Origin of the sequence: Methylobacterium oryzihabitans (assembly GCF_004004555.2) — a bacterium.
Lineage (GTDB): Bacteria > Pseudomonadota > Alphaproteobacteria > Rhizobiales > Beijerinckiaceae > Methylobacterium > Methylobacterium oryzihabitans.
The window spans coordinates 64,011-85,760 of sequence record NZ_SACP01000006.1; the positions used below are offsets into that span (position 1 = coordinate 64,011).

Sequence of the window (21,750 nt, forward strand, 5' to 3'; positions counted from 1 at the left end):
TGGATGCCGGGGTTCTTCCCCCATTCACCACATCCCGCGGCTCCCGCGTCAAGCTCGCGTTAAGCACGCCGTGGCGAGAGTGGCGTCATGTTCATCGCCGCGCTCTCCCTCGCCCTCGCCGGGTCCGTCGCCCTCGTGCTCGGCCTCGGCGCCGCCGTCTCGTCCGAAACCGGGCGGGAGCACCCGCCCGGGGCCGGGCTGCTGTAGGCTTCCTCCCGCCGGCGGGTCGCCCCTCCGGCGGGACGCCGCGCCTCCGGCGGCCGCCGGAGCCGCCGATGCCGCCGCGCTTCCTCCTCGCCTTCGCCGGGCTCTACGGCGGCTACGGGATGGTGTCGCCGTTCCTGCCCGCCTTCCTGGCCGAGCGCGGGCTCGACCCCCGGGCGATCGGCCTCGTGCTCGCCGCCGGTACAGGAGTGCGGCTGCTCGCCGGGCCCCTTGCCGGGCGCCTCGCCGACCGGCGCGGGGCGGGGCGGGGCGTCCTCGCCGCCTGCGGGGTGCTCACCGCCGGCGCGACCCTCGCGTTCCTGGCCGGGCACGGCTTTCCCGCCCTGCTCGCGGTCGGGATCCTCTACGCGGCGGCCTCGGCGCCGCTGGCGCCCCTCGCCGACGCCCTGGCGCTGCCGGCGGCGGCCGCGGGCCGCTTCGCCTACGGCCACCTGCGCGGGGCCGGTTCTGCCGCCTTCATCGCCGCGAGCCTCGCCGCCGGCCTCGTGGCCGGGCAGGTCGGCACCGCCGCCGTGCGCCTGCTGCGCTCGGGCGGGTTCCTGCGCCTCGTGCTCGCCGCCGCCCTGGTGATCGGCAGCCACGCGGTCCACGACGCCTTCGCGGTGATCCGCTGGCGCGAGGCCGGGGTGAGCCCGGCCTGGATCGGCCTGCTCTGGGCCGAGGCGGTCGCCGCCGAGGTCGCGGTGTTCCTCGTCCTCGGGCCGCCCCTGCTCGACCGGCTCGGCCCCGGCCGGGCGCTGGCGCTCGCGGCGGCGGCCGGGATCCTGCGCTGGTCGGTCATGGCCCTGACCGCCGCGCTGCCGGCGGTCGCGGCCGCCCAGGCCCTGCACGGCGCCACCTTCGCGCTCCTGCACCTCGCCTGCCTGCGCCGGATCGCCGACACCGTCCCGCCCCACCTCGCCGCCACGGCCCTGACCCTCTACGGCAGCGTCGGCCTCGGGCTGGCCGCCGCCGGGCTGACGCTGGCCGCGGGCGCCCTCTACGCCGCCCTCGGCCCGGGCGCGTTCTGGGTCATGGCGGCCCTGTGCGTGCCGGCGATTCCGCTCGCCCTCTCGCTCCGGCGGGACCCGGACGGGACCAGCCGGGATGCCGTAACGGCAAGGCTCGATCTGGTGCGCCCGCACCAGCCGAATTAGTGCGTTCGGCCGATTGTCCGGCCCGGCGCGAAGTGCGAAAGCCCGCCCCCCACCGGACTTCGCCATGGCACGCCCTCTCCCCGCCTCCCCATCGGCCGATCCGCAGGATCCCCTGCCGGATCCGCGGCCTGGCCTGCCCGGCGGGATCCAGATGCACCTCGCCGCCCATTTGCGGGCAGCCTACGGGGCGATCGAGGCGGTGCCGCTGTCGTCGGGCCTCGGGGCGGTGCTGGAGCGGCTGACGGCGGCGCTGGCCGGCCTCGCGGAGGGCGACGCCGACGCCTTCGGGCGCGACCTGCTCGACGCGGCGCCGCGCCTGCGCCGGCGCGCCCTGACCCTCGCGCACGATCCGAGCCGCGCCGACGACCTCGTGCAGGAGACCCTGCTGAAGGCGTGGCAGAACCGGGCCCGGTTCGAGCCCGGCACCAACCTCGACGCGTGGCTCTACACGATCCTGCGCAACAGCTTCTATTCCGAGTATCAGAAGCGGACCCGCGAGGTGGCGGATTCCGACGGCGTGCACGCCGCCCGGCTGATCGCCCTGCCGGCCCAGGAGGCCAATCTCGACCTGCTGGCGATGCAGGACGCCCTCGACCGGCTCGGGCCCGACCAGCGCGAGGCGCTGCTGCTCTCGGCGGTGCACGACCTGTCCTACGAGGACATCGCGGTCGCGATGGCGTGCCGGGTCGGCACCGTGAAGAGCCGCATCAACCGCGCCCGCGCCCGGCTGACCGAACTGCTCGGCTGACGGCGCGGCAGGCCGTCACGCCGTCACCGTCACGGCGACCTCACCGAGACCCGGCATCTCGGCCTCGATCCTCGCGCCGGGATCGACGAAGATCGTGCCGATGCACGACCCGGTGGTGACGACCTGACCTGCCTTCAGCCCGCCGAGGGAGGCCGCGCCCTCGTTGGCGAGCCAGACCAGGAGCCGCACCGGATCGCCCGCCACGTTGCCGCCGACGCCGTCGTGGACGACCCGGCCGTCGATCCGCAGCCGCACCGGCTGGGTCTGCGGGTCGAGGCCGCGCCACTCGGCCAGGGCCGGGCCGATCACCAGGGCGCCGTGGTTCTGCTGGTCGGCGCGCTGGCTCAGCGGGTCGGCGGCGCCGAAGGCCGAGAAGCGGGTGTCGGCGATCTCGATCACCGGGTGCAGGGCCGCGACCGCCGCCAGCACTGTCTCGCGGTCGTAGGGTCCGCCCTCCGGCGGGAGGTCGCGGCCGAGCCGGTAGGCGATCTCGGCCTCGGCCCCGATGACGGCGAACCGCGAGGCCGGCAGGGTGTCGGCCTCGCTGACCGTACCGGCATGCAGCGGCGCCCGGTTCGGCGTCGCCGCCGGGCCCGGCGCCCCGACCTTCCACGCCACCACCGGCCCGAGCCGCCGGGCGACCGCGTCCTGCACCGCGCGGGCCTGCGCCTCGGTCCGCGGGCGGCACGCCTCCGGCAGGTCCGCCGGCCGCGCGCCGGTGCGGCGGGCCTCCAGCAGGAAGTCGGCGGCGGGATTCGGGTCGAAATCGGTCATGCGGGGATCCGGACGGGGACGGGCGCGTCGCCGGGAGCGGCCCGCCCGGCCGCGTCGAGTCTAAGCAGACTTGCGTTGGCAGGCCAACGCTTCGTCCGCTGAGATGTTTGTCCTGCCGCAGATTCTTGCCGCAAAACCGGCTGCCACTTTTGCGAAATCTGCTTGGCCGCCTGGATGGTCCGGCGGCAACGCGGCTCCCGAAGCCGCGACCGGCGCTCTCGGCCCCATCGGTCCGTCCCATGCGGGCATCGCGGGCGCGGCTTGCGCCGGAAAATCCCGGCCCATAGAGGTCTCGTGGTCTGCGGATCGTCCCGGGCTGTTGTGATGTCGACCTTCGTCCACGCGGACGGTCCCGCACCCTACGATTTCATCGATCTGTCGTCGCGCGCCTTCGAGCCGTCGGTCCGCTTCGACGCCTGGAAGACCGTCGCCAACTACGCCCTCGACCTCCTTCCGCCGCCCGACGACGCGCCGCTGGACGGCCGGCTCCGCTTCGTGCGCGGCGCCGGCGGCGCCTTCGGATGCCACGAGGGCAGCCCCCATCGCACCGAGTTCACCCGGCGGACCCGCAAGGCCGGGCGCGGCGAGTGCGTGGTCCTCAACCTCATGGCCGCCGGCGAGGTCGCCCTGGAGGCCGACGACGGGCGCAGGCAGGTGGCGCCGGAGGGCTCGTTCGCGCTCCTCGATGCGGCGCAGCCGATGCGCTACCACTGGAGCCGCAGCCGCCACGTCTACCTGCTGCTGCCGCGGGCTCCCGCGCTGCGCCATCTCGGCGGCCGCCTGCCGGATCTCGCGCGGCCGCTCGACGCCTCGCCGCTGGCGCCGTTCCTGCGCAGCCAGATGACCCTGCTCGACCGGGACGGCGCCCGTCTCTCGCGCAGGGAGCTGACGGCCGTGCTCGACGGCACGCTCGCCCTGGCGACGCTGCTGCTGGAGGGGCTGGGCGATGCCCGCGCGATCGAGGCCGAGGCCGCCGCGGCCGGGCTCTACGCCGCCGCGCTGCGGCATCTCGACCACAACCTCCACCGCATCGACCTCGATCCCGGGACGATCGCCCGCGAACTCGGCTGCTCGCGTGCCACGCTCTACCGCGCCTTCCACGCCCACGGCGTCACGGTCGCCCAGGCCCTGCGCGACCTCCGGCTCGACCGCGCCAGGGACCGGTTGAGCCGTGCCGCCGCGTCCGACCGCTACGTCGCGACGGTCGCCTTCGCCTGCGGCTTCCACGACCCCTCCGCGTTCGGCAAGCAGTTCAAGTCCCGCTTCGGCCTGTCCCCGCGCGACTGGCGCGAGCACGGCCGGGCCGGCCAGGGGCGGACCGAGCTTGCGCCGAGACGCGCCGACCAGGGTTGAGACGCGGCCACGATTGCCGGTCCCCGGAGCTTCCCTATCCTGGCCCCCGGTCTCACGGCCGGGCCCGCCCGCCGTGCAGCGTAGGGACGCTCCTTGAACGCCCATTCCTCCGCCCGGCTTCTCGCCGTGCTCGCCGCCGCCGGCCTGTCGGGAGCGGTCCAGACCGCCGGCGCCCAGACGCCGGTCCCGTGGACGGATCCGGTCCGCGCCGGCGCGCTCCAGGAACTCGTGGACCGGACGCTCGCCGACAAGCGGATCCCGGGGGCGGCGGTCTCGATCCGCCAGGGCGACCTGCGCTGGGCGACGAATGCCGGCCTCGCCGACGTCGAGGCCGGCGCGCCGCCGACCGACGGGACCACCTTCGGCTACCGAAGCATCACGAAGTCGCTGGTCACGACGGTCGTCCTGCAACTGGCCCGCGAGGGCCGGATCGGCCTCGACGACGCGGTCGGCCGGTACGTCGCCGGCGTGCCCGGCGGCGACGTCATGACGATCCGCCAGCTCGCCGAGATGCGCTCCGGCCTGCTCAACTACACCGCATCCCCGGGCTTCCTGTCGACGTTCCCCGCCGATCCCGGCCGCGTCTGGACGGCCCGGGAGCTTCTGGCCTTCGCCTTCGCGGCGCCGCTGCGCTTCGCGCCCGGAACCTCCTACGAATATTCCAACAGCAACACGCTGCTGCTGGGCGAGATCGTCGCCGCCGCCACCGGCCGGTCCTGGTCCGACGAGGTCCGGCGCCGCCTCACCCTGCCGTTCGGCATGCCCTCGGTCGTCGACCAGGGGGCCGGCGCCCTGCCGGCGCCCTCGGCGGTGGGCTACGTCGACGACGGCACCGGGCCGGTGTCGCTGTCCGCCTTCAACGGGACCGGGCTCGGGGCCTCGGGGGCGCTCGCCGGCGTCGTCGGCGACCTGGAGCGCTGGGGCCGGGTGCTCGGCACCGGGGCCGCCGTGAGCAAGGCCGACTTCGTCGCCCGGCTGAAGTCGTTCGGCTCGACCCGCAGCGACCCGAGGAGCCCGGAATACGACAGCTACGGCTTCGGCTGGGGCGAGATCTCCGGCTGGGTCGGCCATACCGGCAACGGCCTCGGCTTCGAGGCGCTGGTCATGTACGACCGCGCGACCGACCGCACGATCACGATCCTCCTCAACGCCAGCAACGGCGACGATTCCGACGCGCCGGCGCACCTGTTCCGCGAGCTCCTGACCGTCCTCGGCTGGACCGAGCCAGCCGGCCAGCGGCAGGTCGCGGCGGACGGCACGCGGGCGGTCGTCGGCTCCGGCACGGTGTGGACCGGCCTCGTCGGCGGTCCGTTCGGCGCCCGCGCCGCGGTCTACGCGGCGGGCGGCGGCGTCGCCACCGCCGACGGCCCGGTCACCCTCGCGCCGATGCAGGACTTCGTCCCGGCGATCGCCGTCGGGCGCGACGGCCGGGTCGCGCTCGATCGCGGCGGCACCATCACGGCCTCGCCCGGCGGCGACGGCGCCTTCCTCGACGGCGGCGGCGGGACGGCGGCCCTGTCCCTGCGCGACGTCGCGATCGCCCTGCGCGGCGACGCGGTCAGCGGAACCGGCATCGACGCGCGCGACGGTGCCCGGGCCGACCTCGCCGCCGTCCGGATCGACGGCACCGCGCTGACGGCGCTGCATGCCGGCGGCACCACGGCAACGGTCGTCGACGGCACGCGGCTGGCGATCGACCTGGGGGCGGGGCACGGCGCCTGGGCGAGCCGCAACGGCACGATCGACCTGCGCGACAGCAGCATCGTCCTGCGCGGCGACGGGATCGGCCTGCTCGCCACTGGCCGCGACGGTCCGGCCCTCGTGCGCACCGACGGCGTCTCCGTCGTCACGCTCGCGCCCGGCAGCCATGGCGCGCTCGCGCAGGGCGCCGGCGCCGCGCTGCAGCTCTCCGCCACGCGGATCGCGACCTTCGGGGCCGGGGCCCACGGCCTCGTCGTCGGCGACGGCGCCGCGGCGACCCTGGTCGGCGGCGGCATCCGGACCGAGGGCGCGCAGGCCGCCGCGATCGGCGCGTTCGCGCTCGCCGCGCCGGCCGTCGCCTCCGCCACCGTCTCGCTGGCCGGCACGACGCTGTCGGCGGCGAGCGGGACCGCGATCGCCGCCTCCGGGCTCGACCTGACCGTCCGCGCCACCGGGTCGCAGCTCTCGGGCGCGATCGTGGGCGGGCCCGGCGCGGGCATCGCCCTCGCGCTCGACCGCGGCAGCACCTGGACGCTGCCGGATGCCGGCGCCCCGACCTCGCGCCTCGCGAGCCTCGTCAACCGCGACAGCACCGTCGCGTTCGCGCCCGCCTCCGATTACCGGAGCCTCGTCGTCGGGGACTATCGCGGCGAGGGCGGCACCCTCGTGGTGAATGCCGGCCTCGGGCGGGGCGGCGCCGGTGCCGACCGGCTCGTCGTCGACGGCGGACGCGCGACCGGATCGACCCGGATCGTGGTCCGGCAGGAGGGCGGCGGCGCGGCCACGGCCGGCGACGGGATCACGCTCGTCGAGACCCGCAACGGCGGCACGACCGACCCGGCGGCCTTCACCCTCGCGGGCGCCCGGGTCGCGGCGGGCGCCTACGACTACGCGCTCGCCCGCGGCGGCGGCGGGTCCGCGCAGGACTGGTTCCTGCGCTCGACCCGGCCGGACGGCTCCCCGAACCTGCGGCCCGAGGTGGCGCTGACCCTCGCCCTGCCGGCCATGGCGAGCCGGTTCGGCCTCGCGATGATCGGCACCCTCCACGAGCGCGACGGCGGGCGAAGCGACGCGGGCGGCGCAGCCTCGGCTGGCGGCACTCCAGGAGCCGGCGGTGCTCTGGGAACTGGCGGTGCTCTGGGAACTGGCAGTGCCTGGGCGCGGATCTTCGGCGAGACCGGCGACCGCCGCGCCTCCGGCGGCGGCGACGCCGCGCGCCTCGGCGGCTTCCGCGCCGGCGGTCCCGCCTACGATGTCGGCCTCGCCGGCTTCCAGGCCGGGCTCGACCTCATGCGCAGCGAGGGCACCGTCGCGGGGCTGGCGATCGGGGCCGGCCGGATCGAGGCCGAGGTCGGGGCGATCTACGGCGGCCGGGCGGGGCGGGCGACGACCGACGCCCATTCCCTCGGCGCCTACCTGACGCATGTCGGCCCCTCCGGCTGGTCTCTCGACGCCGCCCTGCAGGCCGTGTTCTACGACCGGACCGAGACGACTTCGGTCGGGGCCGAGCGCCTGAGGACCGGGGGGCGCGGCCTCGCCGCCTCGCTCGAAGCCGGCTATCCGGTCGCCCTCGGCGCCGGCTGGCGGGTCGAGCCGCAGGCGCAGGTCGTCTACCAGACGCTGTCCTTCGACGACGGCCGGGATCGCATCGGGCGGGTCCGCGACATCGGCCTTGACGAGGTCCATGGCCGGCTCGGCGCGCGCCTGATCCGGGACTGGGGCCTGCCCGGCGGCGGCGTCCTGACCACCTGGGCCCGCGGCAACCTCTGGCACACGTTCGGCGCCGACGCGCGCGCGACCTTCGCCAACCCGGAGGGCGCCTTCCCGGTGGCCCTGACCACGGCGCTCGGCGGAACCTGGGCGCAGCTCGGGCTCGGCGCCTCGGCGCGGATCACCGAGCGGGTCGGCCTGTTCGCCTCGGCCGATTACGACGTCCGGGTCGACGGCCGGCAGGGCGACGGCGTGCGCGGCCGCCTCGGGCTGACCTTGCGGTGGTGAGGGCGGCCTGAGCCCCCGCGCTTCCGGCGATGCTCTTGCGCGATTCGTCTCCGCACCGTTCAGTCGACGGCGCGGACGCCGCGTCCGCGCCGGGAGCAGGAGCGGACCGCCGGGATGCTGACGCTGCGCCAGATCGAGGTCGTGCGGGCGGTGATGATCACCGGCACGGTGGCGGGGGCGGCGCGCCTCCTCAACGTGTCGGCCCCGGGCATCAGCCGGCTGATGAAGTACACCGAGGGCTCCCTCGGCCTGCGCCTGTTCGACCGCCGCGGCGGCCGCCTCGTCCCCTCGGTCCAGGCCCGCGCGGTGTTCGAGCAGGTCAACGCGGTGTTCGAGAAGATCGAGGACCTCCGCTACGTCGTCGCCCGCACCCGGAGCGGCGCGGCGCAGGAACTCCGCATCGGCTCGGTGCCGTCGATCTCGCACGTGATGGTGCCGCGGGCGATCGAGCGGGTGCGGGCGCAGTACCCGCAGCTCCTCATCGACATCAACATCCTGAAGATCGAGGAGGCGATCGACTACCTGCTGCTCGGCAAGGGCGAGGTGGTGGCGATGAGCTACCGCCTCGACCATCCCGGCCTGACCTTCGCGCCGCTCGCCGCCGGCGACCTCCTGTGCATCGTCCCCGAGGCGCATCCGCTCGCCGCCCGCAGCGTCATCGCGGCCGACGAGATCGTCCGCCATCCCCTCATCGGCATCGACCCGAACGATCCCTACGGCCGGATCATGTCCGACATCTTCCGCGAGCGCCGGCTCGACTACGAGATCACCATCCGGGCCCGGTTCGGCTCGACGGTGTGCTCCCTGGTCAAGGCCGGCCTCGGCATCGCGGTGATCGACCAGTTCACCGTCGCGGACGGCGCCTTCCCGGGGATCCGCGTGCTGCCGATCGCCGAGCGGCCGCGCTTCGAGACCTGGATCGCCACCAAGGCCGGAACCACGCTCAGCCTGTTCGCCGACGGCTTCGTGCGCTTCCTGCGCCAGGAGATGACCCGCGACGGGCGCCCCGGACCGTAACATGATGTTACGATCCCGGGCCAAATTTGTATTTCTCGTCGCGGTGGCCCGGGAGTAGTTTCCCGGCTGCGGATCCGGTTTCTCACCGGTCTGACGCAGAGGACGCAGCCGGGGCGCGGATCGATGGTCGAGACACGACGGCAGAGGGTGCTGCTCGGGCTGATCGGCGCGCCGATCGCCCATTCGGCCTCGCCGCGCATGCACGAGGCGGCGGCCGAGGCGCTCGGGATGCGGGCACATTATCAGCTCGTCGAGGTGGCGGGCGCCGGGCCGGACCTGCTGCGCACGCTGCTCGCGGGCCTGCGCCACCTCGGCTTCGCCGGGGTGAACGTCACCTACCCGTACAAGGAGGCGGTGATGCCGTTCCTCGACGCGCTGTCCGACGACGCGCGGGCGGTGGGGGCGGTCAACACGATCGTGGTCGCCGAGGGCCGGCTCGTCGGCCACAACACCGACGCCAGCGGCTTCGCCCGGGCGCTCCTGCGCACCTTCGGGCCGGCGCCCCGCGGGCCCGTCGCGCTGGTCGGGGCCGGCGGCGTCGGCAAGGCGGCGGCGGTGGCGCTGGCGCGGCTCGGCGGCATCGAGATCCGCCTGTTCGACACCGACGCCGCCAAGGCCAGGCACCTCGCCGCGAGCCTCGACGGCACCGCCGAGGTCCGGGCCTGCGCCGGCCTCGCCGAGGCCCTCGACGGGGCCGGCGGCCTCGTCAACGGCACCCCGATCGGCATGCTGCCCGACCGCGGCAGCCCGGTCCCGGAGGCGCTGCTGCGGCCCGACCTGTGGGTCGCCGACGCGGTGTACTCGCCGCTCCACACCCCGCTGCTGCGGGCGGCCGGGCGCCTCGGCGCCCCGGTCATGACCGGGCGCGAGCTCGCGATCCATCAGGCGCTCGACGCCTTCCGGCTGTTCACCGGCCGGGAGCCGCCGGAGGCCGCGATGGCGGCGGGCTTCGACGCGGCGCTCGCCGCGCAGGCGCCGCACTGACCGCGGGGCCCCCAGCCCCGGCCGGCAAAAAACCAGACCGGGGCCCCCGGCCCCGGCCAGCAAAAAACCAGACCGGGGCCCCCGGCCCCGGCGACCAGGACTGAACCGGGGCTCGCGGCTCCGGCCATGAAGAATCCGGCCCGACAGGGCCCTCGAGGGAGGACGCCAACGATGACGACGACACTCGCGCACGAGCCCGGAGGGCGCCACCAGTCGAGGAAGGCCGCGGCGAGCGGCTGGATCGGCTCGGCGCTCGAATACTACGACTTCTTCATCTACGCGACGGCGGCGTCGCTGATCTTCCCGCAGATCTTCTTCCCGGCCGGCAACCCGACGGTGGCGATCGTCGCCTCGCTGGCGACCTACGGCGTCGGCTACGTCAGCCGGCCGATCGGCGCCTTCGTGCTCGGCCACTGGGGCGACACCCACGGCCGCAAGCACGTCCTGGTGCTGTGCATGTTCCTGATGGGCTTCTCGACCATCGCGGTCGGGCTGCTGCCGACCTACAGCCAGGTCGGCATCCTGGCGCCGATCCTGCTCGTGATCCTGCGGCTGATCCAGGGCTTCGCGGTGGCGGGCGAGATCTCGGGCGCCTCGTCGATGATCATGGAGCACGCGCCGTTCGGCCGCCGGGGCTTCTTCGCCAGCTTCACCCTCCAGGGCGTGCAGGCCGGGCAGGTGCTCGCCGCCGCGGTGTTCCTGCCGCTCGCCCACTACATGCCGGCCGAGGCGTTCAATTCCTGGGGCTGGCGCATCCCGTTCCTGCTCAGCGTCGTGGTGATCGTCGTCGGCTTCATCATCCGGCGCGAGGTCGACGAGACCCCGGCCTTCGTCCACGAGGAAGCCCAGGGCGAGATCGCCAAGGCGACGGGCGCCAGGTCCCCGGTGGTCGAGGCGATCCAGACGAGCTGGCCCGACATGCTGCGCGTCATCTGCATGGCGCTGATGAACGTGATCCCGGTCGTCGCCACGATCTTCGGCGCCGCCTACGCGGTCCAGGCCGCCTACGGCATCGGCTTCGAGAAGGACGTCTACCTGTGGATCCCGGTGATCGGCAACATCGTGGCCGTCGCGGTGATCCCGTTCGTCGGCAACCTATCGGACAGGATCGGCCGGCGCCCGCCGATCATCATCGGGGCGCTCGGCTCGGGCCTGCTCGCCTTCGGGTACCTCTACGCGATCAGCATCCACAGCGTGCCGCTCGCCATCGCGATGTCGCTGCTGATGTGGGGCGTGGTCTACCAGGGCTACAACGCGGTCTATCCGAGCTACTACCCGGAGTTGTTCGCCACCCGCTACCGCGTCTCCGCGATGGCGATCTCGCAGAACATCGGCACGGCGATCACCGCGATGCTGCCGGCCCTGTTCGCCACCGTCGCGCCGCCCGGCTCGACCAACATCCCGCTCACCGTCGGGGCGATCGCCTTCGGCATCACCGCGGTGGCGGCGGCGGCGGCCTTCAGCGCCCGCGAGACCTACCGCGTCCAGATGAACGACCTCGGCCGTCCCGACGCGGTGCCGGTGCCCAAGCCGGATTACGACCGGCTGCGCGAGCAGGCGACATCGGGCGCGCTGGCCCGCGCCTGAACCGGGTACCGCACAAAAAACCAAGGGCGGGGCCGCGTGGCGGCCCCGCCCTTTGTCGTGGATTCGCGGGGTCGGGCGGATCAGCCCCCGTACAGGTCCTTGTGGGCGTCGCGCAGCAGGTTCTTCTGCACCTTGCCCATGGTGTTGCGGGGCAGCTCGTCGACGAACAGGATCCGCTTGGGCTGCTTGAACTTGGCCAGCCGGCTCTCCAGCGCGGCCAGGATCCCGGCCTCGGTCGGCGCCTCGGCGCCGGGGCGCGCCACCACGATTGCGGTGACGCCCTCGCCGAAATCCTTGTGCGCGAGGCCGATCACCGCCGATTCGAGCACGCCGGGCAGCGCGTCGATCTCGGTCTCGACCTCCTTCGGATAGACGTTGTAGCCGCCCGTGATGATGAGGTCCTTGCCGCGCCCGACGATGTGGACGTAGCCGCGCCCGTCGACCTTGCCGAGGTCGCCGGTGATGAAGAAGCCGTCGGCCTTGAACTCGGCCGCGGTCTTCTCCGGCATGCGCCAGTAGCCCTTGAACACGTTGGGGCCGCGGACCTCGATCATCCCGACCTCGTCGGGGCCGAGCGCCCGCCCGGTCTCGGGATCGACCACCCGCAGGTCGACGCCCGGCAGCGGGAACCCGACCGTGCCCGCCACCCGGTCGCCCTCGTAGGGGTTCGAGGTGTTCATGTTGGTCTCGGTCATGCCGTAGCGTTCGAGGATCGCGTGGCCGGTCCGCGCCTGCCAGTCGCGATGGGTCTCGGCGAGCAGCGGCGCCGAGCCGGAGACGAACAGGCGCATGCCCTTGGTCGCCTCGGGCGTCAGGCCCGGCTCCCTGAGCAGGCGGGTGTAGAAGGTCGGCACGCCCATCATCGCGGTCGCCCGCGGCATCAGGGCGAGGATCGCCGCCGGATCGAGCCTCGGCAGGAACAGCATCGCGGCGCCGGCCATCAGCACCGTGTTGGTGGCGACGAACAGGCCGTGGGTGTGGAACACCGGCAGGGCGTGGATCAGCACGTCGTCGGCGGTGAAGCGCCAGTGCTCGACCAGCGTCAGGGCGTTCGACGCGAGGTTGTCGTGGCTCAGCATCGCGCCCTTCGAGCGCCCGGTGGTGCCCGAGGTGTAGAGGATCGCCGCGAGGTCGTCGGGCCCGCGGGCGACGTCGGCGAAGCCGCCGGTCTGGCCCGCCGCCTCCGCCGCCATCGTGCCGGCGCCGTCGGCGTCGAGGGTGCCGACCTGCGCCACGCCGGCGCCCTCGGCCACCGGGGCGAGGGCGTCGCGCCGGGCCGGATCGCACACGAACAGGGCCGGCTCGGCGTCGCCGAGGAAGTAGCCGATCTCGGCCGCCGTGTAGCCGGTGTTGAGCGGCAGGAACGCCGCCCCGGCGCGCACGCAGCCGAGATAGAGCGCGATCACCGCCGGGCTCTTCTCGACCTGCACCGCGACCCGGTCGCCGGGCTTCACCCCGAGCCCGACCAGCGCCGCGGCGTAGCGGGCGGATTCCGCCAGCAGGTCGGCGTAGCTCCAGCGCAGGCCACCGGGCACTTCGAGGAAGAGGTGGCCGGCCGGGTCGGCCGGAAGGCGGTCGCGGATGAGGTCAAAGAGATGGTTGGACATGCGGGTTCAGCCTGAAGGACGGGCTCTGTGACCCTCCCCCCTCTGCGGGGGAGGGTGGCGAGCGGAGCGAGCCGGGAGAGGGGACGCCGCTTCCGGAAAGGTCGCGCCCCGGCTGACAGACGCCATCTCCGGCACCGTCGCGTTCCCCTCTCCCGCCCCACTCCGTGGGGCACCCTCCCCCCATCCCAAGTCGGGCAGGCCCGACTTGGGCAGTGGGTGCGGAACTCGGGCGGGCCCGAGTTCCGTGGGGGGAGGGGCGGGCTCTCACGCCTCCGCCAGCACCACCGAGCGGGCGGGCGGCAGGTTCTGGCGCAGTTCGCGGTTGACCGCCATCGAGGCCGAGACCGTGCCGAGATTGGCGTAGGTCTCGTGGTTCTTCTCGATCGCGCCGAGGTCGTAGAGGTAGTTCACCATCAGGCCGTGGGCCTGGGCGAGGCCCTTGGGCGAGACGTCGCCGAGATGGTTCAGCCGCTCCAGCCGGGCGCCGTTGCCGAGATGGAAGCGGGCGACCGGGTCGACCGGCTTGCCGCGGGCGGTCTTGGCGCGCAGGAAGTAGTAGGCGGCGGCCGGCAGCAGCGCCTTCCTCACCGCCTCGGCCTTGGCCTTGTCGGCGTGCCAGTCCGGCTCGTCGAGGAGCCGCAGGGTCTCGGCGTCCTCGCGGGTCAGCCCCTGCGGCGCGTCGGCCCGGCGCTCGCGGTCGAGCCAGGAGCGGAAGCCCGGCACCGGCGACAGCGTCACGAAGGTCTTCAGCGCCGGCATCTCGCGGCACAGGTCCTCGACCACCTGCTTGATGAGGAAGTTGCCGAAGGTGACCCCGGCGAGCCCGCGCTGGCAGTTCGAGATCGAGTAGAAGATCGCCGTCGTCGCCTCGCGGGAGGCCAGCGGCCGGCGCTCGTCGGCGAGGATCGGGGCGATCGCCGAGGCGATGGCGCCGGTCAGCGCCACCTCGACGAAGATCAGCGGCTCGTCGACCAGCGCCGGATGGAAGAACGCGAAGCAGCGCCGGTCCGGCGGCTCGATCCGCCGGCGCAGGTCGTCCCAGCCGGAGATGGCGTGGACCGCCTCGTAGCGGATGATCTTCTCGAGGATGTGGGCCGGGGTGGTCCAGTCGATCCGGCGCAGGATCAGGAAGCCGCGGTTGAACCACGACGCGAACAGGTGCTCGAAGTCGCGGTCGAGGCTCTCGACGGCGTCGAGGAGCGCCGGGTCGGGCTCCTCGCGGCGCGACAGGGCCGAGCGCAGGGCGAACAGGTCCTCGCGCATCCGCACCAGCGCCACGGTGCCGTCGCGGGCGAGGTTGAGGCGGCGGATCAGCTCCTGCGAGCGCGGCTCGGCCGCCTCGTGGAGCTGGCCGAGGGCGGCCCGGGACGGCGCCTTGCGGTAGGCCGCGATCGCCGCGTCGACGGCTCCGTGGTCGGCGCCGAAGTCGCGGGCGACGCGGGAGAGGAAGTCCTGGCGCTCCTCGGCCGAGTAGGTGGCGTAGCGGTCGAGGATCATCCGCGCCAGGGCGACGCCGGAGGCCTCGCCGCGCCGGGAGATCAGGTCCTCGCACAGCCGCACGAGGTCGGGCACGCCGAGCCGGGCGACGTCGCCGCGCCCGAGGCCGATGAGGCCGCGGCCGCGCTCCGTGATGCTCTGAAGGAGGTCCCCGAGGAACGAGATCGCCACCATGTCGCCCTGCTCTGGTCCGGTCCGCCCGCGCCACCAGGGCGGGGAGGCGGTCCTGTCGGACTCGGCTCCCTCCGCCCGCGGTCCCGAGTCTAGCACAGCTTGCCGGCCGTCGCCGGATCGCGCCGTCATGCCGCCCCCCTACTTCAGTGTCGGCAGCAGCAGGTCCGGCAGCCACAGGGCGATGCCGGGCACCAGGCACAGGATCACCACCGCCACCGCCATCAGGATCACGAAGGGAAGCGTGCCCCAGATGATCTCGGAGAGCGGGATGTCCGGCGCGATGTTCTTGATGACGAAGATGTTGAGCCCGACCGGCGGGTGGATCAGGCCCATCTCCATGGTGATCGTCATGACGACGCCGAACCACACGAGGTCGAAGCCGGCGGCCTTGAGCGGCGGCAGGATGATCGGCGCGGTCATCAGGATGATCGAGACCGGCGGCAGGAAGAAGCCGAGGGCGATCACCAGGGCCAGGATGGTAGCGAGCAGCAGCCACGGCGACAGGTCGAGCGCCACGATCGCGGCGGCGGCGGCCTGCGAGATGTGGAGGTAGCTCATCACGTAGGCGTAGAGCAGCGACATGCCGATGATGAGCATCAGCATCGTCGATTCCCGCAACGTCGCCGCCAGGATCGGGTCGACGTCGCGCGGCCGCCACACGCCGTAGATCAGCGCGATCAGGGCGAGCGCCAGGATGCCGCCGAGGCCGGCCGTCTCGGACGGGGTGGCGTAGCCGCCGTAGAGCGCCACCATGACGCCGGTGAGCAGCACCACGAAGGGCAGCACCCGCGGCAGGGTCGAGAACCGCTCGCTCATGCTGTAGCGGTCCTCGGCCAGGATCGGCGAGGTCGCACCGCCGGCGGCGAGGGCCGCCTTGGCGGTCGCGTATTCGTGCCGGAAGCGAAAGACCGCCCAGGCGGCGAACAGCCCGACGAGGAGCAGGCCCGGGCCGATGCCGGCGAGGAAGAGCCGCCCCAGCGACTGCTCGGCCGCGACCGCGTACAGGATCATGGTGATCGAGGGCGGCAGCAGGATGCCGAGGGTGCCGCCGGCCGCGATGATGCCGGCGGCGAAGCCCCCGGAATAGCCGCGCTTGCGCATCTCCGGGATGCCGGCCGAGCCGATCGCCGAGCAGGTCGCCGGACTCGATCCCGCCATGGCGGCGAACAGCGCGCAGGCGAAGACGTTGGCAATGCCGAGCCCACCGGGGATGCGGTGCATCCAGGCGTGCATCGCCGAGTAGAGGTCCTGGCCCGCCTTCGACCGCCCGATCGCCGCGCCCTTGAGGATGAACAGCGGGATCGACAGCAGGGTGATCGAGGCCATCTCCTCGTAGACGTTCTGCGCCACCGTATCGAGGGAGGCGGCGGGCATGAAGGCCAGCATGAAGGCGAGCGCCACCGCCCCGAGCGCGAAGGCGATCGGGATGCCCGACAGCATCGCCCCGAGGGTGGCGCCGGCGTAGAGGGTTCCGATCAACGCGACGCTCATCGGGCGGTCCTTCGGTCGAGGTCGGCGCCGAGCCCGACCTTGGGAGCGGCCCGGCCGGCGGCGAGCGGCCCGCGGGCGGCGGCCTCAGCGAGCTGCAGCACGAACTGGAGCGACAGCAGGGTCATGCCGACCGCCATCAGGCTGTAGGGGATCCACAGGGGCGGACCCCAGGTCGATTGCGAGATCTGGCCGTCGACCCAGGCCTCGTGCAGCAGCGTCCAGCTCTTCCAGGCGAAGAAGGCGACGAAGAACAGGCTGACGAGGTCGGCGAGGAACAGCCGCACGGCGTTGACCCGGGCCGGCAGCAGGCCGGTCAGCGCCTCGATGGCGACGTGGCCGCGCCGGGCCTGGACCGCGGCGGCCGACAGGAAGGTGGCGCCGACGATGAGGAACACCGCCGTCTCGTCCTGCCACTCGGTCGGGACCTTGAAGAAGTAGCGGATCGCGACGCTGTAGGAGAGGACGAGGCAGGCGGCGACGAGGGCGAGGCCGCCGAGGAGCAGGATCAGCCGGTTGAGCCCGGCCATGGCCGCCTCGACGGCGCCCAGCAGCCCCGGCGCCCGGGGCGCGGCCCGGGTCTCCGGGCCGGCGGCGGCGGCCGAGGCCGCGTCGAAGGCGTGGCTCACGCGACCGCCTCCGCGAGCTTCAGCATCTCGGCGCAGCTCGCCGACTTGGCGGCGTAGTCCTTCCAGGCCGAGTCGCGGGCGATGTCGCGCCACTTGCCCAGCGTCGCCTCGTCGAGGGTCTCGACCTTGGCGCCGGCGCGGGTGAAGACCTGCTCGACCCGCTCGTCGTCGGCCCGGGCGCCCTCCTGGCCGAAGCCCTCCAGCTCGGCCCCGACCGCCATGACGAGGTCCTGCTGGTCCTTCGGCAGGCCGTCGAAGATGCTCTTCGACATCATGATCGGTTCGAGCATGAACCAGTACGAGCGGCCGCGGCCCGAGGTGAGCGACTTCGCCAGTTCCTCCAGGCGGAACGAGATCAGGCTGGTCGACGAGGTGATGACGGCGTCGCAGGCGCCGGTCTGCATCGCGGCGTAGGATTCGTTCGAGGGCAGGCTCAGGGTCGCGGCGCCGGCGGCCTTCATCATCAGGTCCATCTCGCGCGAGCCGCCCCGCACCTTCAGGCCCCTGGCGTCCTCGGGCCGCAGCAGCGGCCGCTCGCGGCTGGCGACGCCCCCGGCCTGCCAGACCCACGACACCAGCACGATGCCCTTGGCCTGGAGGATCTCGGTGAGCTTGCGGCCGACCGGCGCGGTCTTCCAGGCCATCGCCTGCTGATAGGAGGTCACCAGCGCCGGCATCAGGCCGATATTGGTCTCGGGCACCTCGCCGCCGGCATAGGGCAGCGGGTAGAGGCTCATGTCGAGGGCCCCTTTGCGCATGGCGCTGAACTGGGCGTTGGTCTTCATCAGCGACGAGCCGGGATAGACCTGCACCTCGAGGGCGCCCTTCGAGCGCTCCTTCACCGCGAGCGCGAACTTGCGGCACATCCGGTCGCGAAAGTCGCCCTCGTCGATCGTGCCGCCGGGGAACTGGTGCGACAGCTTGAGGGTCGTGGCGGCCCGGGCCTGCCCGCGAAGGCCGATCAGAGCCGGCGCGGCGAGGCCGGCGGCCACGAGGGAGCGGCGCGACAACAGCATGGCGGTTTCCTCCTGGCCGGACCCGAAGGCGGCTCTGTGTGCAGGCGCAGCATTGATTTGTGCGGATGCGCGCTCGTTGGATGCAAGAAAGCCCAGTCTTGTATATTTTGTCAACCGCACCGCATATTACCGCCGGTAAGGACGAGGCCGGCCATGACTCATGCCCCCATGAACCGTGCCCAGCGGCTGCGGCTGACGATCGAGGACGAGATCGTGAACGGGGTGCTGCGACCCGGGGCGCGGCTCGACGAGGCGCAGCTCGCCGAGCGGTTCGGCGTCTCGCGCACGCCGATCCGCGAGGCGCTGCTGCAACTGGCGGTGACCGGGCTGATCGAGGTCAAGCCGCGGCGCGGCGCGGTGGTGAGCATGCCGGACCCGACCCGGCTGCTGGAGATGTTCGAGACGATGGCGGAGCTGGAGGCGTCCTGCGGCCGGCTCGCGGCCCGGCGCCTGACGCCGGAGCACCAGGCGGCGCTGGCGGCGGCCCTGGAGGCGTGCCGGGCGGCGGCAGAGGCCGGCGACCTCGCGGAGTACTACGCCGAGAACACCGTGTTCCACGCCGTGATCTACCGGGCGTCGCGCAACGGCTTCCTGTGCGAGCAGGCCCTGGCATTGAGCCGGCGCCTCGCGCCGTTCCGGCGCATCCAGCTGCGCGCGCGCAACCGGGTCGGGCAGTCCTTCGCGGAGCATGCCGGCATCGTCGAGGCGATCCTGTCCGGCGACGAGGCCGAGACCGCCGCGCGGGCGCGCGCCCACGTCCTCGTCCAGGGCGACCGCTTCTCCGACCTGATCCTCAGCCTCGGCCGCGACGACGCCGCGGCTTGAGGGCCGGGCCGGTCCACGCCGCCCGGATCCCGGCCAGCGGGCTGCTCACGCCGCCCGGATCCCGGCCAGCGGGCGGGTCAGGCCGCCCGGATCCCGGCCAGGAACCCGTCGAGTTCGCGGCGCAGGTCGGCGGCGCCCGCCGAGAGGTCGCGGGCGGCGTGCGCGACCTCGCCGGCGACGTGACCGGTCTCGCCGGCCTGGGCCTGGACCAGGGCGATGCTGTGGCTGACCTCGCCGGTGCCCGCCGCCGCCTCGGAGACGTGGCGCACCACCTCCTGCATCGTCGCCTGCTGCTGCTCGATCGCCGCGCTCACCGCCACCGTCGTCGCGTTGACCCGGTCGAGGGTCGCGCCGATGCCGCCGATCGCCGCCGCCGAATCCTGGGCCGCCTGCCGGATCTGGCCGATCTGGGTCGTGATCTCCTCGGTCGCCCTGGCGGTCTGCTCGGCCAGCGCCTTGACCTCGGCGGCGACGACCGCGAAGCCGCGTCCGGCCTCGCCGGCCCGGGCCGCCTCGATCGTGGCGTTGAGAGCCAGCAGGTTGGTCTGCCCGGCGATGGCCGAGATCATCGCCACCACCTGCCCGATCCGCTGCGTCCCGGTCTCCAGCGCCTGCACGGTGGTGTCGGTCGCCCTCGCATCGGCGACCGCCGTGACGACGAGGTCGGCCGAGGTGGTGGTCTGGGCGCCGATCTCCCGGGCGGTCGCGATCATCTGCTCGGCCGCGGCGGCGACGCTGCCGACGTTGCCGGAGGTGTGCTGGGCGGTCGCCGCGACGCTGACCGCCCTGCCGTCGGTGTCGCGGGCGGCCTCCGCCATGGCGGCGGCCCGCCCTTCGAGGGAGGCGGCGGCCTGGGCGAGCGTCCCGACGAAACCGCCGATGCGGGTCTCGATGTCGTCGGCGAGGGCGCGCATGGCGGTGCGGCGCTGCGCCTCGACGCCGGCCCGGGCGAGGGCGGCGTCCTCCTGCAGGGTCCGGTTGCGGGCGAGCGACTCCTTGAACACCGCGACCGCGGCGGCCATGGCGCCGACCTCGTCGCGCCGCCCCCGGCCGGGCACGGCGACCGCCGTGTCGCCCTCGGCCAGCCGGACCATCGCGGCGGTCATCGCCGCGAGGGGGCGGGCGAGGCGCACGACCACCAGGACCAGGGTGGCGCCGGCGAGCGCGAGTGCCGCCACGAGCAGGCCGGCATACAGGACCAGGCTGCGCCGGGCCTGCTCGGCCCGGGCGACCGCGGCGGCGTCGAGTTCGGCCACGGCGGCGAGCGGCACCTCGGCGATCGCCGCCAGGGCCGGGCTGGATTCCCGGCGCGACTCGGCGACGGTGGGGCGCGGCCGGGTCGGGTCGGCGAGGCCGGCGAACAGCCCCCGCGTCCGCTCGGCGAAGGGGCCGGCGAAGTAGCGCGCGTCGGCGTTCTCGATCGCGGTCTGGAGGGCCGGCGGCGCCGTCCCGGCGAAGAGGTTGCGCACCACCCCGAAGGCGAACTCGGACTGGCGGCTGAAGGCGATGAAGTCCTGCTGCTCGCCCGGCGCGACCGCCCGGTTCTGTCCCAGCACCCCGTTGATGATGATGTGCGCGTTGCCCGCGAAGGTGCGGGACGCCCAGCTCATCGCGCGCGCGAGGATCAGGCCGTTCAGGGTCGGATCGACGGCGAGGATCCCGGCCTCGACCGCGGCCATCGCCCGGTCGAAGGCCGCGATCAGGGTCTCGCCCTGGGCGTTGATCGCCTCGGTCAGTCCCTTGTCGCGCGCGGCGGGGGGCTGGGCCATGGCGGCGTCGAACCGCTCCCGCGCCCGGACCCAGCCGTCATAGGCCCGCTCCAGGCCCGCCCGGGCCTCGACGATCGCGGGCTGGTCCTCCCCGGCGAGGCGTGCCTGGAACGCCGACCACGTCGCCTGCATCGCGGCCCGGCGGGCGGCGATGTCCTTCAGGTTGGCCGCGGCCGCCTGGGTGTCGAGGGGAAGCGCCGAGAGCATCGCGCCGCGCTCGAAGCGCATCTCCGCGAGGGTCTTCAGCATCGCGCGGTCGGCCGAGGCGAGGGCCGAGACCCGCTCCGCCGCCGCCGCCGAGATGTACGCGAGGGAGAGATTGCGTCCGCACATCGCCACGACGATGACGCTGAACGTCAGGATGACCGCTGTCAGCCAGCGCTTGATCGTCATGGTGTCCCCCCGCGAGCCGTGAATCGTCGCCGGGCCGGTGGTCCCGCCGGCGCCTCGACGATGGATTCAACTCTAGGAGGTGCGCGCTTGACGGAAGGTTACGGCACGGCGCGGGTCATACGGTTTCCGATCGATTGCTTCAGGCGATCCTGGCGGATCGCATTCGCAATGCGGAAACCGGCTTCGCTCAGGCGCCGCGCAGGCCGGTGATTCGGATTTCGGACGGAATCGTCCGAAATCCGAATCACGCCGCCGGCCGCACCTTCTCGACCTCGATCGCGATCCCGGCCGCGGTCGGGCGCTCGCGCGCCACCAGCCGGTCGCCGGGCTCGAACACGCCGAGGGGCACGTCGCGGTCGGGCAGCACCACCGTGGCGCTCCTGTTGACGAAGACCAGGACGTGGCGCTTCTGCGCCAGCGAGGCGGCGGCCCAACGCTTGAGCTGGCCGTAATACGGCTCGCGCCGCCACGCCTGCGCCTGCCCGGGATCGACCTGGACGTGCATGAACCGGGTCGCGGGATCGAGGCTCAGCACCATCTTGGCCCGGTCGGGCTTCCATTCCGGGCCGAGCCAGCCCTCGGTCATCCAGAGGCAGTGGAAGGCGCGGCAATGGTCGGGCCGGGTGGCGTGGATGGCGCAGCCGCGGCCGGCCTTGGTGTGGCGGCACCACTGGCCGGCCACGCTCTCCACCGCCGGCACGTCGTAGACCTTGCAGCACAGGGTGCAGGGGCCGCAGGCGCGGCCGGGCGCCGGGGTCGTGGCGAAGAGGGCGGGGTCGGTCATGCGCTCGGATCGATGCAGGGTTGTGCGGTGGGGCGGTTTCGGGCA

The 21,750-nt window shown here is 73.7% G+C and carries 16 protein-coding genes; 8 read left to right on the forward strand and 8 right to left on the reverse strand.

The features are described from left to right. Positions 1–275 precede the first annotated feature (275 nt). Together EOE48_RS08155 and EOE48_RS08160 are read left to right on the forward strand one after the other, a co-directional pair. Positions 276–1,361: an MFS transporter gene (locus tag EOE48_RS08155; protein WP_127728299.1), complete on the forward strand. Its 1,086-nt coding sequence runs from the start codon at positions 276–278 to the stop codon at positions 1,359–1,361. Between the two features lie 64 nt (positions 1,362–1,425). Further along, positions 1,426–2,109 carry a sigma-70 family RNA polymerase sigma factor gene (locus EOE48_RS08160; RefSeq protein ID WP_127728300.1) on the forward strand — a complete coding sequence of 228 codons (684 nt, stop codon included), beginning with the start codon at positions 1,426–1,428 and terminating at the stop codon, positions 2,107–2,109. A gap of 15 nt (positions 2,110–2,124) precedes the next feature. Here the strand turns inward: EOE48_RS08160 and EOE48_RS08165 are convergent, their stop codons facing one another. Continuing rightward, positions 2,125–2,883, reverse strand: a complete 759-nt coding sequence (locus EOE48_RS08165) for a 2-keto-4-pentenoate hydratase (RefSeq protein ID WP_127728301.1) — start codon at positions 2,881–2,883, stop codon at positions 2,125–2,127. Positions 2,884–3,207: 324 nt separating this feature from the next. Here EOE48_RS08165 and EOE48_RS08170 point away from each other — a divergent pair, with 324 nt between their 5' ends. From EOE48_RS08170 to EOE48_RS08190, 5 genes are all read left to right on the forward strand, one after another. Further along, positions 3,208–4,236 carry a helix-turn-helix domain-containing protein gene (locus EOE48_RS08170; RefSeq protein WP_187371348.1) on the forward strand — a complete coding sequence of 343 codons (1,029 nt, stop codon included), beginning with the start codon at positions 3,208–3,210 and terminating at the stop codon, positions 4,234–4,236. Between the two features lie 93 nt (positions 4,237–4,329). Beyond that, positions 4,330–7,935, forward strand: coding sequence for a serine hydrolase (locus tag EOE48_RS08175; protein ID WP_127728303.1), 3,606 nt, complete (start codon positions 4,330–4,332; stop codon positions 7,933–7,935). A 114-nt stretch (positions 7,936–8,049) separates the two neighbouring features. Then, complete coding sequence (locus EOE48_RS08180; protein WP_127728304.1) at positions 8,050–8,952, forward strand: LysR family transcriptional regulator; 903 nt, start codon at positions 8,050–8,052, stop codon at positions 8,950–8,952. 123 nt (positions 8,953–9,075) lie between these two features. Continuing rightward, positions 9,076–9,936 (forward strand): shikimate dehydrogenase, encoded by an 861-nt coding sequence (locus EOE48_RS08185; protein WP_127728305.1) that lies wholly within the window; start codon positions 9,076–9,078, stop codon positions 9,934–9,936. A 171-nt stretch (positions 9,937–10,107) separates the two neighbouring features. Beyond that, positions 10,108–11,523: an MFS transporter gene (locus tag EOE48_RS08190; RefSeq protein ID WP_127728306.1), complete on the forward strand. Its 1,416-nt coding sequence runs from the start codon at positions 10,108–10,110 to the stop codon at positions 11,521–11,523. Positions 11,524–11,603: 80 nt separating this feature from the next. Here EOE48_RS08190 and EOE48_RS08195 read toward each other — a convergent pair whose 3' ends face one another. The 5 genes from EOE48_RS08195 to dctP form a co-directional block, all read right to left on the reverse strand. Continuing rightward, entirely contained in the window at positions 11,604–13,130 is a 1,527-nt protein-coding gene (locus tag EOE48_RS08195) for a malonate--CoA ligase (RefSeq protein ID WP_127728307.1), read from the reverse strand. A gap of 264 nt (positions 13,131–13,394) precedes the next feature. Then, positions 13,395–14,801: a malonyl-CoA decarboxylase gene (locus tag EOE48_RS08200; RefSeq protein ID WP_127728308.1), complete on the reverse strand. Its 1,407-nt coding sequence runs from the start codon at positions 14,799–14,801 to the stop codon at positions 13,395–13,397. A gap of 138 nt (positions 14,802–14,939) precedes the next feature. Then, the gene (locus tag EOE48_RS08205; RefSeq protein WP_127728309.1) at positions 14,940–16,292 is read right to left on the reverse strand and encodes a TRAP transporter large permease; all 1,353 of its coding nucleotides are present in this window, start codon (positions 16,290–16,292) and stop codon (positions 14,940–14,942) included. Continuing rightward, the gene (locus tag EOE48_RS08210) at positions 16,289–16,918 is read right to left on the reverse strand and encodes a TRAP transporter small permease (RefSeq protein WP_127728310.1); all 630 of its coding nucleotides are present in this window, start codon (positions 16,916–16,918) and stop codon (positions 16,289–16,291) included. The genes EOE48_RS08205 and EOE48_RS08210 overlap by 4 nt, the downstream gene beginning before the upstream one ends. Beyond that, positions 16,915–17,934 (reverse strand): TRAP transporter substrate-binding protein DctP, encoded by a 1,020-nt coding sequence (gene dctP, locus EOE48_RS08215; RefSeq protein ID WP_127728311.1) that lies wholly within the window; start codon positions 17,932–17,934, stop codon positions 16,915–16,917. The genes EOE48_RS08210 and dctP overlap by 4 nt, the downstream gene beginning before the upstream one ends. Positions 17,935–18,102: 168 nt before the next feature. On the opposite strand from dctP, the gene EOE48_RS08220 reads away from it, so the two are divergent. After that, positions 18,103–18,759 carry a GntR family transcriptional regulator gene (locus tag EOE48_RS08220; RefSeq protein ID WP_127728440.1) on the forward strand — a complete coding sequence of 219 codons (657 nt, stop codon included), beginning with the start codon at positions 18,103–18,105 and terminating at the stop codon, positions 18,757–18,759. A 77-nt stretch (positions 18,760–18,836) separates the two neighbouring features. Here EOE48_RS08220 and EOE48_RS08225 read toward each other — a convergent pair whose 3' ends face one another. After that, positions 18,837–20,921 carry a methyl-accepting chemotaxis protein gene (locus EOE48_RS08225; protein WP_127728312.1) on the reverse strand — a complete coding sequence of 695 codons (2,085 nt, stop codon included), beginning with the start codon at positions 20,919–20,921 and terminating at the stop codon, positions 18,837–18,839. A 244-nt stretch (positions 20,922–21,165) separates the two neighbouring features. Then, entirely contained in the window at positions 21,166–21,705 is a 540-nt protein-coding gene (locus EOE48_RS08230) for a hypothetical protein (protein WP_127728313.1), read from the reverse strand. Between the last annotated feature and the right edge of the window lie 45 nt (positions 21,706–21,750).

What these genes read in the sequence shown, in the direction of transcription:
- EOE48_RS08205 (WP_127728309.1), bottom strand. Translation starts at nt 16,292, where the DNA reads ATGAGCGTCGCGTTGATCGGAACCCTCTACGCCGGCGCCACCCTCGGG.
- EOE48_RS08170 (WP_187371348.1), top strand. Translation starts at nt 3,208, where the DNA reads ATGTCGACCTTCGTCCACGCGGACGGTCCCGCACCCTACGATTTCATC.
- EOE48_RS08230 (WP_127728313.1), bottom strand. Translation starts at nt 21,705, where the DNA reads ATGACCGACCCCGCCCTCTTCGCCACGACCCCGGCGCCCGGCCGCGCC.
- EOE48_RS08155 (WP_127728299.1), top strand. Translation starts at nt 276, where the DNA reads ATGCCGCCGCGCTTCCTCCTCGCCTTCGCCGGGCTCTACGGCGGCTAC.
- EOE48_RS08185 (WP_127728305.1), top strand. Translation starts at nt 9,076, where the DNA reads ATGGTCGAGACACGACGGCAGAGGGTGCTGCTCGGGCTGATCGGCGCG.
- EOE48_RS08200 (WP_127728308.1), bottom strand. Translation starts at nt 14,801, where the DNA reads ATGGTGGCGATCTCGTTCCTCGGGGACCTCCTTCAGAGCATCACGGAG.
- EOE48_RS08165 (WP_127728301.1), bottom strand. Translation starts at nt 2,883, where the DNA reads ATGACCGATTTCGACCCGAATCCCGCCGCCGACTTCCTGCTGGAGGCC.
- EOE48_RS08195 (WP_127728307.1), bottom strand. Translation starts at nt 13,130, where the DNA reads ATGTCCAACCATCTCTTTGACCTCATCCGCGACCGCCTTCCGGCCGAC.
- EOE48_RS08190 (WP_127728306.1), top strand. Translation starts at nt 10,108, where the DNA reads ATGACGACGACACTCGCGCACGAGCCCGGAGGGCGCCACCAGTCGAGG.
- EOE48_RS08220 (WP_127728440.1), top strand. Translation starts at nt 18,103, where the DNA reads ATGAACCGTGCCCAGCGGCTGCGGCTGACGATCGAGGACGAGATCGTG.
- EOE48_RS08225 (WP_127728312.1), bottom strand. Translation starts at nt 20,921, where the DNA reads ATGACGATCAAGCGCTGGCTGACAGCGGTCATCCTGACGTTCAGCGTC.
- EOE48_RS08160 (WP_127728300.1), top strand. Translation starts at nt 1,426, where the DNA reads ATGGCACGCCCTCTCCCCGCCTCCCCATCGGCCGATCCGCAGGATCCC.
- EOE48_RS08180 (WP_127728304.1), top strand. Translation starts at nt 8,050, where the DNA reads ATGCTGACGCTGCGCCAGATCGAGGTCGTGCGGGCGGTGATGATCACC.
- dctP (WP_127728311.1), bottom strand. Translation starts at nt 17,934, where the DNA reads ATGCTGTTGTCGCGCCGCTCCCTCGTGGCCGCCGGCCTCGCCGCGCCG.